Annotated in this window: 20 protein-coding genes; all 20 read right to left on the reverse strand. The window is 41.6% G+C overall.

Annotated features, from left to right (window positions below):
* Positions 1 to 157, reverse strand: a 157-nt coding sequence (locus ACLTL4_RS09740; RefSeq protein ID WP_412320475.1) for a 50S ribosomal protein L18, incomplete at its 3' end; no start/stop codon positions are given.
* A 17-nt stretch (positions 158 to 174) separates the two neighbouring features.
* Complete coding sequence (gene rplF / locus ACLTL4_RS09745; protein ID WP_022119146.1) at positions 175 to 714, reverse strand: 50S ribosomal protein L6; 540 nt, start codon at positions 712 to 714, stop codon at positions 175 to 177.
* A 205-nt stretch (positions 715 to 919) separates the two neighbouring features.
* Positions 920 to 1321: a 30S ribosomal protein S8 gene (gene rpsH / locus ACLTL4_RS09750; protein ID WP_022119147.1), complete on the reverse strand. Its 402-nt coding sequence runs from the start codon at positions 1319 to 1321 to the stop codon at positions 920 to 922.
* Between the two features lie 143 nt (positions 1322 to 1464).
* Positions 1465 to 1650, reverse strand: coding sequence for a type Z 30S ribosomal protein S14 (locus tag ACLTL4_RS09755; RefSeq protein ID WP_008707268.1), 186 nt, complete (start codon positions 1648 to 1650; stop codon positions 1465 to 1467).
* A 16-nt stretch (positions 1651 to 1666) separates the two neighbouring features.
* Positions 1667 to 2206, reverse strand: a complete 540-nt coding sequence (rplE, locus tag ACLTL4_RS09760) for a 50S ribosomal protein L5 (RefSeq protein WP_022119149.1) — start codon at positions 2204 to 2206, stop codon at positions 1667 to 1669.
* 22 nt (positions 2207 to 2228) lie between these two features.
* Positions 2229 to 2540, reverse strand: coding sequence for a 50S ribosomal protein L24 (gene rplX, locus ACLTL4_RS09765; RefSeq protein ID WP_022119150.1), 312 nt, complete (start codon positions 2538 to 2540; stop codon positions 2229 to 2231).
* 11 nt (positions 2541 to 2551) lie between these two features.
* Entirely contained in the window at positions 2552 to 2920 is a 369-nt protein-coding gene (gene rplN, locus ACLTL4_RS09770; RefSeq protein WP_022119151.1) for a 50S ribosomal protein L14, read from the reverse strand.
* Between the two features lie 20 nt (positions 2921 to 2940).
* Positions 2941 to 3195 (reverse strand): 30S ribosomal protein S17, encoded by a 255-nt coding sequence (gene rpsQ, locus ACLTL4_RS09775; protein ID WP_022119152.1) that lies wholly within the window; start codon positions 3193 to 3195, stop codon positions 2941 to 2943.
* A gap of 40 nt (positions 3196 to 3235) precedes the next feature.
* The gene (rpmC, locus tag ACLTL4_RS09780; RefSeq protein WP_022119153.1) at positions 3236 to 3436 is read right to left on the reverse strand and encodes a 50S ribosomal protein L29; all 201 of its coding nucleotides are present in this window, start codon (positions 3434 to 3436) and stop codon (positions 3236 to 3238) included.
* On the reverse strand, positions 3426 to 3863 hold the full coding sequence (gene rplP, locus ACLTL4_RS09785; RefSeq protein ID WP_022119154.1) for a 50S ribosomal protein L16: 438 nt from the start codon (positions 3861 to 3863) through the stop codon (positions 3426 to 3428). The genes rpmC and rplP overlap by 11 nt, the downstream gene beginning before the upstream one ends.
* Positions 3863 to 4519, reverse strand: a complete 657-nt coding sequence (gene rpsC, locus ACLTL4_RS09790) for a 30S ribosomal protein S3 (RefSeq protein ID WP_022119155.1) — start codon at positions 4517 to 4519, stop codon at positions 3863 to 3865. Before rpsC ends, rplP begins: the two co-directional genes overlap by 1 nt.
* An 11-nt stretch (positions 4520 to 4530) precedes the next feature.
* Positions 4531 to 4917, reverse strand: a complete 387-nt coding sequence (rplV, locus tag ACLTL4_RS09795) for a 50S ribosomal protein L22 (RefSeq protein WP_022119156.1) — start codon at positions 4915 to 4917, stop codon at positions 4531 to 4533.
* A 34-nt stretch (positions 4918 to 4951) separates the two neighbouring features.
* Positions 4952 to 5233, reverse strand: coding sequence for a 30S ribosomal protein S19 (gene rpsS, locus ACLTL4_RS09800; protein ID WP_022119157.1), 282 nt, complete (start codon positions 5231 to 5233; stop codon positions 4952 to 4954).
* 19 nt (positions 5234 to 5252) lie between these two features.
* Positions 5253 to 6101 carry a 50S ribosomal protein L2 gene (gene rplB, locus ACLTL4_RS09805; RefSeq protein WP_173896026.1) on the reverse strand — a complete coding sequence of 283 codons (849 nt, stop codon included), beginning with the start codon at positions 6099 to 6101 and terminating at the stop codon, positions 5253 to 5255.
* Positions 6102 to 6169: 68 nt separating this feature from the next.
* Positions 6170 to 6469: a 50S ribosomal protein L23 gene (rplW, locus tag ACLTL4_RS09810; protein ID WP_022119159.1), complete on the reverse strand. Its 300-nt coding sequence runs from the start codon at positions 6467 to 6469 to the stop codon at positions 6170 to 6172.
* Positions 6469 to 7089: a 50S ribosomal protein L4 gene (gene rplD / locus ACLTL4_RS09815; protein WP_022119160.1), complete on the reverse strand. Its 621-nt coding sequence runs from the start codon at positions 7087 to 7089 to the stop codon at positions 6469 to 6471. The genes rplW and rplD overlap by 1 nt, the downstream gene beginning before the upstream one ends.
* Positions 7090 to 7115: 26 nt before the next feature.
* Positions 7116 to 7751, reverse strand: a complete 636-nt coding sequence (gene rplC, locus ACLTL4_RS09820) for a 50S ribosomal protein L3 (protein ID WP_147632276.1) — start codon at positions 7749 to 7751, stop codon at positions 7116 to 7118.
* A gap of 130 nt (positions 7752 to 7881) precedes the next feature.
* Positions 7882 to 8202 carry a 30S ribosomal protein S10 gene (gene rpsJ / locus ACLTL4_RS09825; RefSeq protein ID WP_022119162.1) on the reverse strand — a complete coding sequence of 107 codons (321 nt, stop codon included), beginning with the start codon at positions 8200 to 8202 and terminating at the stop codon, positions 7882 to 7884.
* A gap of 325 nt (positions 8203 to 8527) precedes the next feature.
* Positions 8528 to 9739: a hypothetical protein gene (locus ACLTL4_RS09830; RefSeq protein ID WP_412291120.1), complete on the reverse strand. Its 1212-nt coding sequence runs from the start codon at positions 9737 to 9739 to the stop codon at positions 8528 to 8530.
* Positions 9740 to 9762: 23 nt separating this feature from the next.
* Complete coding sequence (locus ACLTL4_RS09835) at positions 9763 to 12132, reverse strand: Ig-like domain-containing protein (RefSeq protein WP_412291119.1); 2370 nt, start codon at positions 12130 to 12132, stop codon at positions 9763 to 9765.
* Positions 12133 to 12524: the final 392 nt, after the last annotated feature.

The following is a 12524-nucleotide window of genomic DNA, read 5'->3' on the forward strand; positions in this document are numbered from 1 at the left end:
GAGTGTTTCCAACTGTATCGTCAATAATCTGAGCATACATATGATTATTACTTCTGAACACAGCCAGACGTGGTCTTTCAGCTGTACCACTGAAACGGTTACGCTGTCTTCTGTGCTTTTTCTCACGAATTTTTGTTCTTGATTCTTTGCTAACCATTTTCACACTCTCCTTAATTATTTCTTACCAGTCTTACCAACTTTACGTCTGATTACTTCATCAGCATACTTAATACCTTTACCCTTGTAAGGTTCCGGTGCTCTCTTTTCTCTGATTTCAGCTGCGTACTGGCCAACTTTTTCTTTGCTGATACCTTTAACAACAATCTTGTTTCCGTCAACTGTTGTCTCAAGTCCTTCCGGATCTTCCATCTCTACCGGATGAGAATATCCAAGGGACAGTACCAGTTTTTTACCCTGTTTCTGAGCTCTGTAACCAACACCGTTAACTTCCAGAACTTTTTCATAGCCTTCGCTTACACCAACTACCATGTTGTGGATCAGTGTTCTTGTCAGACCATGCAGGGATTTCATCTTCTTTAAATCGTTCGGTCTTGTAACAACTACGTGACCATCTTCGATCTTGATTTCCATTTCAACAGGTAACTCTCTTACCAGAGTTCCTTTTGCACCTTTAACTGTAACTTTATTGCCTTCTGCAATATCAACTGTTACACCAGCCGGGATAACTACCGGCATTCTTCCGATACGTGACATGTATCTTTCCTCCTTACTTAAATTTTCGGAAAGGACCCTGTGTCCTCTCTGTTTTCAGTAAATTACTGTTCTATCTATTCGAAATGAATCTTCCCTCAACTAAACTCGTACTGCACCTTGCGGTTTGTACTCGTTAAGGTTCAGGAAGAGCTTTCGCACTAACCTCAAACTACGCTGACGCTTGTTTTCGCTAAGTGCTCAATGCCTACCAAACGAATGCCAGAACTTCTCCACCTACCTGAAGTTTACGAGCTTCTTTGTCAGTGATAACGCCCTGGTTTGTAGACAGGATTGCAATACCCAGTCCGCCCAGTACTCTTGGCAGTTCATCCTTACCTGCGTATACACGAAGACCAGGTTTGGAGATTCTCTTGATACCTGTGATAACTTTTTCGTTTTTGTCAACACCATATTTCAGTTCAATATGGATTGTTTTGAAGATACCATCTTCTACCAGATCGTATTTTTTAATGTATCCTTCGTCTACCAGAATGTTTGCGATAGCAATTTTCATTTTGGAAGCCGGTACATCTACTGTGTCATGTTTAGCAGTGTTTGCGTTACGGATTCTTGTAAGCATATCTGCGATTGGATCGCTCATTGTCATGTTAGTTTCCTCCTGTTATTCAGACTTTACATGTGCATATATATTAATTGTTTACATTGTTACCTGTTTTATCATAAATCTCGTTTGGACATATGATCGGACTGATAAATCAGCCGATCGTTTATTTTATTTAAATCCGGTTCCTACCAGGAAGCCTTCTTAACACCCGGGATCTGTCCCTTGTAAGCTAATTCACGGAAGCAGATTCTGCAGATTCCGTACTTTCTTAAAACAGAATGTGGACGTCCACAAATATTGCAACGTGTATATTCTCTTGTGGAGAATTTCTGTTTACGCTGCTGTTTGATTTTCATTGCTGTCTTAGCCATGAAATTTCCCTCCTAACTATTTTGCAAACGGCATGTTGAACTGAGTTAATAATTCGCGAGCTTCTTCATCTGTCTTGGCAGTTGTTACGAAAATAACATCCATACCTCTTACCTTATCGACCTTATCATACTCGATTTCAGGGAAAATTAACTGTTCTTTGATACCCAGAGCATAGTTACCTCTGCCGTCAAATGCATTAGGATTTACACCTCTGAAGTCACGTACTCGTGGCAGTGACAGGTTGATGAGGCGGTCTACGAACTCATACATTTTTTCGCCGCGCAGTGTTACTTTGCATCCGATTGGCATGCCTTCACGGATTTTAAAGTTAGCAACGGAGTTTTTAGCTCTTGTCAGAACTGCTTTCTGACCAGTAATGGTTTCCATATCTTTTACAGCTGCTTCCAGAAGTTTAGCGTTTTCTTTTGCTTCGCCAACACCCATGTTGATAACAACTTTGTCAAGCTTCGGAACTTCCATGATGTTCTTGTATCCGAATTTTTTCATTAATGCGTCTACGATCTCGTTCTGGTATTTCTCTTTCAGTCTACTCAACTTTTGCGACCTCCTCTCTCAATTAATCAATTACGTCGCCAGTTTTCTTGGCAAAACGAACTTTTTTGTCTCCGTCCATCTTGAATCCGATTCTTGTCGGCTGACCTTTGTGCAGGTACATTACGTTTGAAACTGCGATATAAGCTTCTGTTTCAACGATTCCGCCCTGCTGGTTAGCTGCTGACGGTTTTGTGTGCTTTGTAACCATGTTTACACCTTCAACCAGAACTCTGTGGTTCTTTGTGTCAACTGCGATTACTTTGCCTTCTTTATCTTTATCTTTACCGGCGATTACTTTAACGGTATCACCTTTTTTAATTTTATAAGCTGACATCTGGTACCTCCTTATAATACTTCCGGAGCCAGTGAAACAATTTTCATAAACTGTTTTTCACGAAGCTCTCTGGCTACTGGTCCAAAAATACGGGTTCCTCTTGGAGTTTTGTCATCTTTAATAATAACTGCAGCGTTCTCATCGAATCTGATGTAGGAACCATCCTTACGGCGTGTTTCTCTAACTGTACGAACAACTACTGCTTTTACAACATCACCTTTTTTAACAACACCGCCTGGTGTTGCATCTTTAACCGTAGCTACGATTACATCACCAATGCTTGCATATCTTCTGGTAGATCCGCCCATAACTCTGATACACAGAATCTCTTTTGCACCAGTGTTATCAGCCACCTTCAGTCTACTTTCCTGCTGGATCATGCTGATATACCTCCTATATACTATTTCACTTTTTCGACGATTTCAACAAGTCTCCATCTCTTGTCCTTGGACAGCGGTCTTGTTTCCATAACCTTTACTGTATCACCAATGCTGCACTCGTTGTTTTCATCATGTGCTTTTAATTTATATGTGTCTTTCACGATCTTTTTGTAAAGCGGATGTTTTACATGCTCTTCGATAGCAACTACGATTGTTTTATCCATCTTATTGCTTACGACCTTGCCGACACGAGTTTTTCTAAGATTTCTTTCCATCTTTAACCATTGCTCCTTTCTAGCAGAATGTTACCGTTGATTATTCAGCTTTCTCTGTAATAACGGACTGGATTCTTGCAATGTTTCTGCGAACTTCTTTGATTCTGCTTGTATTGTCCAACTGATTTGTTGCGTTCTGGAATCTCAGGTTGAAGAGTTCCTTTTTAGCAGCTACTAATTCTTCATTCAATTCTGCAGCTGATTTCGTTCTTAAATCTTCTACATACTTATTAATTTTCACTGTTATCACCGCCTTCTAAATCTGCCTTGGCAACGATCTTACATCTGCAAGGTAATTTATGCATAGCAAGACGTAATGCTTCACGAGCAACTTCTTCCGGAACTCCTGCAAGTTCAAACATTACACGGCCCGGTTTAACTACTGCTACCCAGTATTCCAGAGTTCCTTTACCGGAACCCATACGGGTTTCAGCTGGTTTTGCAGTTACAGGTTTGTCTGGGAAAATTTTGATCCAAACTTTACCACCACGTTTGATGTAACGAGTCATAGCAACACGGGCTGCCTCGATCTGGTTGGATCTGATCCAGCATGGATCTAAAGCGACAAGACCATATTCACCATTTGTAATTTTATTTCCTCTAAGCGCTTTACCAGCCATGGAGCCACGGAACTGTTTACGACGCTTTACTCTTTTTGGCATTAACATTATTTATCGCTCCCTTCCTTATTGCCTTTCGTTGGAAGAACTTCGCCTTTGTAGATCCAAACTTTAACGCCAAGTTTGCCGTAAGTTGTATCTGCTTCAGCAAATCCATAGTCAATATCTGCTCTCAATGTCTGCAGTGGAATAGTACCTTCGCTGTAGAACTCTGTACGAGCCATATCAGCTCCGCCAAGACGGCCGGATACGGAAGTCTTGATACCCTTTGCTCCTGCTTTCATAGAACGTCCCATTGTAGATTTCATAGCACGTCTGAAGGAAACACGGTTTTCAAGCTGCAGAGCGATGTTCTCAGCTACCAGCTGTGCGTCTCTGTCCGGTCTCTTAACTTCTTTGATATCGATAATCAGCTTCTTAGAAGTGAGTTTCTGAGCTTCTGCTTTTACTTTTTCGATTTCAGAGCCGCCTTTACCGATAACAACCCCCGGTTTAGCAGTGTAAATGATAACTTTTACTCTGTCGGAAGCTCTCTCGATTTCGATTTTTGCAACTCCTGCGCTGTACAGTTTTTTCTTGAGGTATGTTCTGATCTTATGATCTTCTACCAGATAATCAGCGAAGTCAGCTTCAGCATACCATTTAGAATTCCAGTCTTTAATAACACCGACTCTCAGGCCGTGTGGATTAACTTTCTGTCCCATGCTTTACCTCCCTATTTCTCATTAAGCACGATGGTGATGTGGCTCATTCTCTTTTCGATTCTGTAAGCTCTGCCCTGTGCTCTTGGTCTGATTCTCTTCATTGTAGGTCCTTTATTTGCGTAACATTCCTCAACATAAAGGTTTTCAACACTCATACCGTTGTTGTTTTCAGCGTTTGCAATTGCTGATTTTAATAATTTTGCAATCAGCTCAGATGCATATCTTGGATTGTAAGTTACAATACCAAGTGCTGTCTGAACATCTTTGCCTCTAATAGCATCCAATACGAAGCATGCTTTCTGAACAGAGACTCTGGCGTAAGATAACTTAGCTGACGGTCTTGTGTCCTTCTGAGCATTTCTTTCTCTCTTTATCTGGGATCTATGTCCTTTAGCCATAGATATAACCTCCTTTTCGACTGATTATCCGATTCTAGCGAACGCCAGATTTTTTCTCGTCCTTACCATGTCCTCTGTAGGTTCTGGTTGCTACGAACTCTCCGAGTTTGTGTCCAACCATATCCTCTGTAACATATACAGGAACATGTTTTCTTCCGTCATGAACAGCAATTGTATGTCCTACGAACTGTGGAAAGATTGTAGAACGGCGTGACCAGGTTTTGATAACCTGTTTGCTGCCTGCTGCGTTCATGGCATCTACCTTTTTCAGTAAGCTTGCATCAGCAAATGGTCCTTTTTTCAGTGAACGTGCCATGGATTCAACCTCCTATATCCTATTTATTATTCAGCGCTTTTCCGTCTCTTCTTCTTACGATCAGCTTGTTAGACTGTTTGTTTTTCTTTCTTGTCTTCAAGCCAAGTGCAGGTTTGCCCCAAGGTGTGCATGGACCTGGACGACCGATACCGGTCTTACCTTCTCCACCTCCGTGTGGATGGTCATTCGGGTTCATTACGGAACCACGAACAGTAGGTCTGATACCCATGTGACGTTTTCTTCCGGCTTTACCGATGTTGATCAGGTTGTGTTCTCCGTTTCCAACTACACCGATGGTTGCACGGCAGTTGATCGGAACCATTCTCATTTCACCTGAAGGCAGACGCAGTGTTGCGTATTTTCCTTCTTTAGCCATAACCTGTGCGCCGTTTCCTGCGGAACGAACCAGCTGTCCGCCTTTTCCAGGATACAGTTCGATGTTGTGTACCATAGTACCAACCGGGATAGCAGACAGAGGCAGGCAGTTACCTGGTCTTACTTCTGCTTCAGCACCACTCATAACTTTCATGCCGACTTTCAGTCCGGCCGGTGCCAGGATGTATGCTTTTTCACCGTCTGCGTAGCAGATCAGTGCGATATTAGCTGTTCTGTTCGGATCGTATTCGATACCGATAACTTTTGCTGCGATTCCGTCTTTCTTTCTCTTGAAATCTACCAGTCTGTATTTTCTTCTATTTCCGCCTCCGCGGTGTCTTACTGTGATCTTACCCTGATTATTACGTCCGGAGTTTTTGCTCAGAGATACTACCAAGCTTTTCTCAGGAGCCGTTTTTGTAATTTCAGAGAAATCAGATCCAGTCATCTGTCTTCTGGAAGGTGTATATGGGTTATATGTTTTAATTCCCATTGTTGTTTCTCCTTTCAACTATTTATTGTCACGCTTAGCCTGCGTATATCGTTTGATTAAGTCAGATCTTAGAGTCCCTGGAAGATTTCGATATCTTTGCTGTCCTCTGTCAGAGCAACGATTGCCTTTTTGCTCTTAGCTGTTTTTCCGACTGTCATACCACGTCTTCTCTTCTTGCCGTCGATGTTCATGGTATTTACGCTTTTTACTTTTGTTCCTTCGAACATTTTTTCTACAGCTTCTTTAATCTGAGTTTTTGTTGCTTCCGGATGAACAAAAAAGGTGTATTTTTTGTCGCCCATAGCGTTCATGCTTTTTTCTGTGATAACCGGCTTTAAGATCACATCATAGTACTGTACATTTGCCATTATGCGTACACCTCCTCGATTGTTTCTACAGCTGCTTTTGTAACTACAACGGTGTTGTGTTTCAGCAGATCAAATACGTTGATGGTATTTGTCAGAGCCGTCTCAACACCTTCGATATTTCTTGCAGACAGAACTACGTTCTGGTCGTTGTCATTCAGGATAACCAGTGCTTTGTCAGCTTTCAGGTTTGCCAGAACATTTTTCATAGCTTTTGTCTTGATCTCGTCAAATTTCAGTTCATCAACAACGATGAATTTGTTTTCCTGAACTTTAGAAGTCAGAACAGATTTCAGAGCTGCTCTTTTTTCTTTTTTGTTCAGTCTGATTGTGTAATCACGTGGCACCGGAGCGAATACCATTCCGCCGCCTGTCCACTGCGGAGCTCTTGTTGAACCCTGTCTTGCATGACCGGTTCCTTTCTGTCTCCAAGGTTTTCTTCCGCCACCGGATACTTCAGAACGGGTTTTTGCTTTCTGTGTACCCTGACGTTTGTTTGCAAGCTGACTTACAACTGCCAGATGCACAAGGTGCTCATTTACTTTCGCACCGAAAATGGCATCGTTGAGCTCCATAGTGCCAACTTCATTGCCTTCCATATTAAAAACAGATACGTTTGCCATCTGTGTGTTCCTCCTTTCGAAAATGCTTACTTACCAGATTTTACAGTCTCTTTAATTGTCACTAAAGATTTTTTAGGTCCTGGTACTGCACCTTTAACCAAGAGAAGATTGTTCTCAACGTCAACTTTTACGATTTCCAGGTTCTGGATGGTGATTCTCTTATTTCCCATCTGTCCAGGCATTCCTTTTCCTTTGAATACACGGCTCGGATCGGAGCAGGCACCGTTTGAACCCTGATGACGATGGAATTTAGAACCATGAGCCATCGGTCCTCTGTGCTGACCATGTCTCTTGATCGCACCCTGGAATCCCTTACCTTTGGAAATTGCAGTAGCATCAATCTTATCACCAGCTGCAAAGATGTCAGCTTTGATCTCGTCTGCTACTTTGTAATCCTCAGCATTCTCAAATTTGAACTCTCTTACGAATCTCTTGCAGGATACACCAGCTTTGCTGAACTGACCTTTCATTGGTTTGTTTACAAGACTTTCTCTCTTGTCGCCAAAACCAACCTGTACTGCACTGTAACCGTCGTTTTCTACTGTTTTGATCTGTGTTACTACACAAGGACCTGCCTGCAGAACGGTTACCGGAGTAAGCACTCCGTCTTCATTGAAGATTTGAGTCATTCCGACTTTTGTTGCTAAAATCGCTTTCTTCATTGATTTACCTCCTGTTTTTCTACAGCGGATTACACTGTGTTGTGCAATCATCCTAGTCAAACAATCGATATAAGTGGAACTTGCGTTACTTCTATATCAACCCTTTAGGATAATTTACGGAACAAATTCATTATTTGTTTTTCATTTTGATATCGATGTAAACACCAGCCGGCATTTCCAGTCTGGAGAGTGCATCAACTGTTTTCTGAGTCGGTGCTACGATATCAATCAGTCTTTTATGAGTTCTCTGCTCAAACTGTTCTCTGGAATCTTTGTATTTGTGTACGGCTCTCAGAATTGTCACTACTTCTTTCTTTGTTGGCAGTGGCACCGGTCCGCTCACCCTAGATCCGTTCTTTTTTACAGTTTCGATGATTTTTTTTGCAGATGCATCAACCAGCTGATGGTCATATGCTTTTAATGTGATTCTCATTACTTGACTTGTTGCCATAATAAAAAAGTCGCCTCCTTTTCGCACTTTGTTTCAGTACGACAAGCGGTGACTGTACACTATGCCGTGTGTGTCTCAAATCTCACACGGTGTTTCCGGCTTACCCGGACGTTCTCTATATTGTACAGTGACTTGTCGCCAGTTTTATAACTTGACATTCGCTCCACGGAAAACCTGCGATTTGAGTCCGCAGCAACCTCACGCTTCAACGCTATCAATGTCACAACACTGGCTATTATAATAAAAAGCCCTTGTAAATGCAAGAGCTTTTTTACTGTTTTTGTTGTTTTTTTTTAAGTACAATCCGTGTTTCCACTCATAATCTTTACATCATCTGCTGAAGCAGTGCCTTGCTCTGTTCAAATGTATAGATATTCTGATAAATGTCCTCCGCCTGATCCTGATCAAAAAGTTCTTTCAGGTTCTGCTCATACTGTTCTTCTGACACATCTTCACCATTCCAGTAATAACGGTAAATCAGTTCACCGTTTTCATCCGTTTGCTGATCTTCTGTTTCCCCATAACTGCCTTTGGCAACTGTAGCGAACTTTCCGTTTTCAATCTTATAAATCTCGTCATAATATCCACCCATATGTCCACCGGTTGTATGCAGCAGATTGCTGCCAGGGATTGTATAGGCCGCTCCATGTGACAGGTAAACTTTGTCCGTCGTGCTGCCATCCGTTGTAAATACTTCTCCGCCTGCATAACCATATCCATAATCCAGCCAGAGCTCCGGCTGCCCGTCGTCGTTGATATCCAGAAACCGGACTTCTGTCATGTCTGTTGGTGCATCCTGCGAAAAGATTTCATTTAAATAGGAAGAAGTCCATCCATTTTCTGCCCGCGTCGGAAGAATCGGTGCAGCCCCGTAGATTCTTTCTGTCTTTGACGGATCCACATGAAACTTCTCCTGCTCAATACTTTCTTCTTTGGGATAAATGATAAGCGGTGTTGAATTTCCATCCGCATCATAATCATAATCCAGCACAAATTCCCCCGTCTCATCATTGTAGTTATCTGCAATTGTCAGGGAACCCGGCATCGTTGTTTTGATATTACCATCCGCATCATACAGATACAGAAACGTATATTCATTGCCCGTATAGGAATCCTGTTCTCCGTTTCCATTGTCATAATAATCAACGGAATGAAGCGTAGTGCTGCATAATAAACCGTTATCATAATAAGCATAACTGTCGTAGTAGATCAGTTTGCCATCCGCATCATAATAATTGATTCGTGAAATCTGCTGATCCGTCTGCTGCGGCTGTATTTCAGATTGCTGCAACTGAGATTCTGTTTCTGCTGCTGTCTCAGCCGAAGATTCGGATTCTGATGCTTTACTTTCTGTGCTTTTTGTGTTTTCTGTACTTTCTGTACTATCTGGTGCTTTTGTTTCTTCAGAAATTGTGGTTGCTTCCTGCGGATCGGATGATGTTATGCCCGTTTCCTGTGCGGAGGAAGCACCACAGCCAGAAAGAAGCAGCACTCCTGCTGTTACAGCTAACATCTGATATAACTTTCTGTTTTTCATAAGCATTTCCATTTCCTTTACACTTATTTCACTTTTACAGTGCAAACTGCTTTCTTCTTGCCGGAAATCACCGTAATCTTTACTTTTCCTTTTTTCTTTGCTTTGATCTTTCCTGTTTTGCTAACTGTCGCAATTTTCTTATTGGAAGTCTTGTAAGTAATCTTATCCTGGCTGTCTGCCGGAGTTAACGTAACTTTCAATCTGAAACTTTTGCCTTTTTTCAAAGTCAGTTTCCTGCGGTTCAGTTTAATTTTTCGCGTGGTTTTCTGGCTTGTCTGCGGATTCTGATCCGGATTTGTCTCTGAAGAATCTGTCGGCGAAAAATTTGTCTTTGGTATCCCCTCATAAACTATTTTTCCGCATACACTGCAAGTTTTGCTCTTCAGTCCTTTTCTTTTATTTGTCGGCTCTTTGACAACTTTATATGCTCCATAACGGTGTCCTGTTGCATTTACCTTCTTTGTATTTGTATTTCCGCAGATCGTGCAGGTAAATGTTTTTTCGCCTCGCTCTGTACAGGTCGGTTCTGTTGTGATCACTCCTCCATCCCAGTTATGGTTCTTTGTTTTTGCAATCGTCTTACCGGAGAAAATTTTCACTCCGCAATCCGCACAATAAGTATCTCCACTATATCCTGCTTCCTTGCAGGTAGGATTCTTCTGATTGCGGATTTCCATATGCTGATGGTCCGTTGTGCTCACTTTTTCCGTTTTTGTATTGCCGCAGATACTGCAGGTAAATGTTTTTTCACCTTCCTCTTTACAGGTTGGTTCTTTTGTAATCTCTCCCTGATTCCAGCTATGATCCTCTGTTTTTGCAATCGCCTGACCGGATAAGATCTTCTTTCCACAATCTTTGCACCAGGTATCTCCGCTGTAGCCTTCTTCTTTACAGGTAGCTTCTTTTTTATTGCGGATTTCCGTATGCTGATGACCTGTTGCACTTACTTTTTCTGTTTTTTCATCACCGCAGATACTACAGGTAAATGTTTTTTCGCCTTCTTCTGTGCAGGTTGCTTTTGTTGTGACTTTTCCGGCATCCCAGCTATGATTTTCTGTTTTTGCAATCGTCTGACCGGATAAGATTTTCTTTCCACAATCTTTGCACCAGGTATCTCCGCTGTAGCCTGTTTCCTTACAGGTAGCTTCTTTTTTATTGCGGATTTCCGTATGCTGATGACCTGTTGCACTTACTTTTTCTGTTTTTTCATCACCGCAGATACTACAGGTAAATGTTTTTTCGCCTTCTTCTGTGCAGGTTGCTTTTGTTGTGACTTTTCCGGCATCCCAGCTATGATTTTCTGTTTTTGCAATCGTCTGACCGGATAAGATTTTCTTTCCACAATCTTTGCACCAGGTATCTCCGCTGTAGCCTGTTTCCTTACAGGTAGCTTCTTTTTTATTGCGGATTTCCGTATGCTGATGACCTGTTGCACTTACTTTTTCTGTTTTTTCATCACCGCAGATACTACAGGTGAATTTTTTTTCGCCTTCTTCTGTGCAGGTTGCTTCTGTTATGATCTCTCCCTGATCCCAATGATGTTCACACCTATACACATTTATCGTTGGCATATCTGCTGCTGTCAGTCCGTACAAAGATGCCGTCAATGTCGTACTTCCTTCTGCTACTCCTGTAATTTTCCCATTGCTATAGGTGGCAATGGAAGGATCATTTATTGAAATAGCCGGCAGATCTGTCACGATCGTATCGCTTCCAAAAACAGTAAGCTTAGCCGTAAGCTTTACTTCTATTGATTCTCCGGTTCGGAGGCTATAGGAAGTTTTGTCAAACGCTACTTTAAGACCCGTAACCTTGCTTTTCGGCACCGAAAGGCTCATGGTCTGCTCACTGTCATTTGCTGTTGTTTCCGTGGTATTAACAGAAGTTCTGTATGCAAATTCTTCTACCCAGTAATGACAGCCATCCAGGTAAACATGCCCAATTCCAACACAATTAAACTTAGGATTCAGCATATTCCTTCGATGTCCCTGTCCGTTATACGGCTCGCCATCTTCACGCCATGCCGCATTTACTGCTTCTGCTGTACGATATCCCATTGCAATGTTCTCTCCAGCTGCACGATAAGTGATACCTTCTTCCTCATAAATACTGAAAAAGCTTTCACCGTTTGGTCTTCCATGATCGAACAATAATGCAAGTTCTGCTGCACGCTTCGTTGCAATTCTCTCCAGATCATAATCGTAAGCAAGCTCGTTCAGGTTATCATATCTGGTTTTTGTTTCATTATCATCATTCCAACACCATGCATCGAAGCTGTCTGTTCTCATCTCATTGATCATGTCAAAGATCTTTCGGCCTTCTGTCTGACCATATTTTACCGAGATATTGACCGGAATGATTTCTGCTGCATTTACCTTCTTTGGAATCACCATAAGAAAACTCATGCAAAAGAAAAATAACAGTAATTTTGAGGTCGCTTTTTTCATAGATTCACCTGTCCTTCCTATAAATAATGTTGTTGAAAAAAATAGCCTTTTCTCCACGTTACCGAGAAAAAGCTATTTTGTCAACTGTTTTTATTTTATTACCTATAAATGAGCAAGTTCGTGATTTTGCCTAAAAGAAAGGCACCTTAATTTCGATAATGTTGTATAATGAAAGTGACCAAACAAACAAAACCACGATTAACTATCTGTTTAAATATTAACATTCTCCGTTCTCACTCTTTTGATATCTGTGATCACAAAACCGTTTTTATTTTTCGCTTTTTTCAGAGTTATTTTCAGTCTTCCCATATAGCGATAATAAGTATTTGTCAAAGTAT

Source organism: Hominisplanchenecus sp. (genome assembly GCF_046967715.1).
GTDB lineage: Bacteria > Bacillota > Clostridia > Lachnospirales > Lachnospiraceae > Hominisplanchenecus > Hominisplanchenecus faecis.

Bases quoted from the DNA above. Each gene is read 5' to 3' on its own strand.
- rplF (WP_022119146.1), bottom strand. From the start codon at position 714: ATGTCACGTATCGGAAGAATGCCGGTAGTTATCCCGGCTGGTGTAACA.
- rpsH (WP_022119147.1), bottom strand. From the start codon at position 1,321: ATGACAATGAGCGATCCAATCGCAGATATGCTTACAAGAATCCGTAAC.
- ACLTL4_RS09755 (WP_008707268.1), bottom strand. From the start codon at position 1,650: ATGGCTAAGACAGCAATGAAAATCAAACAGCAGCGTAAACAGAAATTC.
- rplX (WP_022119150.1), bottom strand. From the start codon at position 2,540: ATGTCAGCTTATAAAATTAAAAAAGGTGATACCGTTAAAGTAATCGCC.
- rplN (WP_022119151.1), bottom strand. From the start codon at position 2,920: ATGATCCAGCAGGAAAGTAGACTGAAGGTGGCTGATAACACTGGTGCA.
- rpsQ (WP_022119152.1), bottom strand. From the start codon at position 3,195: ATGGAAAGAAATCTTAGAAAAACTCGTGTCGGCAAGGTCGTAAGCAAT.
- rplP (WP_022119154.1), bottom strand. From the start codon at position 3,863: ATGTTAATGCCAAAAAGAGTAAAGCGTCGTAAACAGTTCCGTGGCTCC.
- rpsC (WP_022119155.1), bottom strand. From the start codon at position 4,519: ATGGGACAGAAAGTTAATCCACACGGCCTGAGAGTCGGTGTTATTAAA.
- rplV (WP_022119156.1), bottom strand. From the start codon at position 4,917: ATGGCTAAAGGACATAGATCCCAGATAAAGAGAGAAAGAAATGCTCAG.
- rpsS (WP_022119157.1), bottom strand. From the start codon at position 5,233: ATGGCACGTTCACTGAAAAAAGGACCATTTGCTGATGCAAGCTTACTG.
- rplB (WP_173896026.1), bottom strand. From the start codon at position 6,101: ATGGGAATTAAAACATATAACCCATATACACCTTCCAGAAGACAGATG.
- rplW (WP_022119159.1), bottom strand. From the start codon at position 6,469: ATGGCAAATGTACAGTACTATGATGTGATCTTAAAGCCGGTTATCACA.
- rplD (WP_022119160.1), bottom strand. From the start codon at position 7,089: ATGGCAAACGTATCTGTTTTTAATATGGAAGGCAATGAAGTTGGCACT.
- rplC (WP_147632276.1), bottom strand. From the start codon at position 7,751: ATGAAGAAAGCGATTTTAGCAACAAAAGTCGGAATGACTCAAATCTTC.
- rpsJ (WP_022119162.1), bottom strand. From the start codon at position 8,202: ATGGCAACAAGTCAAGTAATGAGAATCACATTAAAAGCATATGACCAT.
- ACLTL4_RS09830 (WP_412291120.1), bottom strand. From the start codon at position 9,739: ATGAAAAACAGAAAGTTATATCAGATGTTAGCTGTAACAGCAGGAGTG.
- ACLTL4_RS09835 (WP_412291119.1), bottom strand. From the start codon at position 12,132: ATGGTGATTCCAAAGAAGGTAAATGCAGCAGAAATCATTCCGGTCAAT.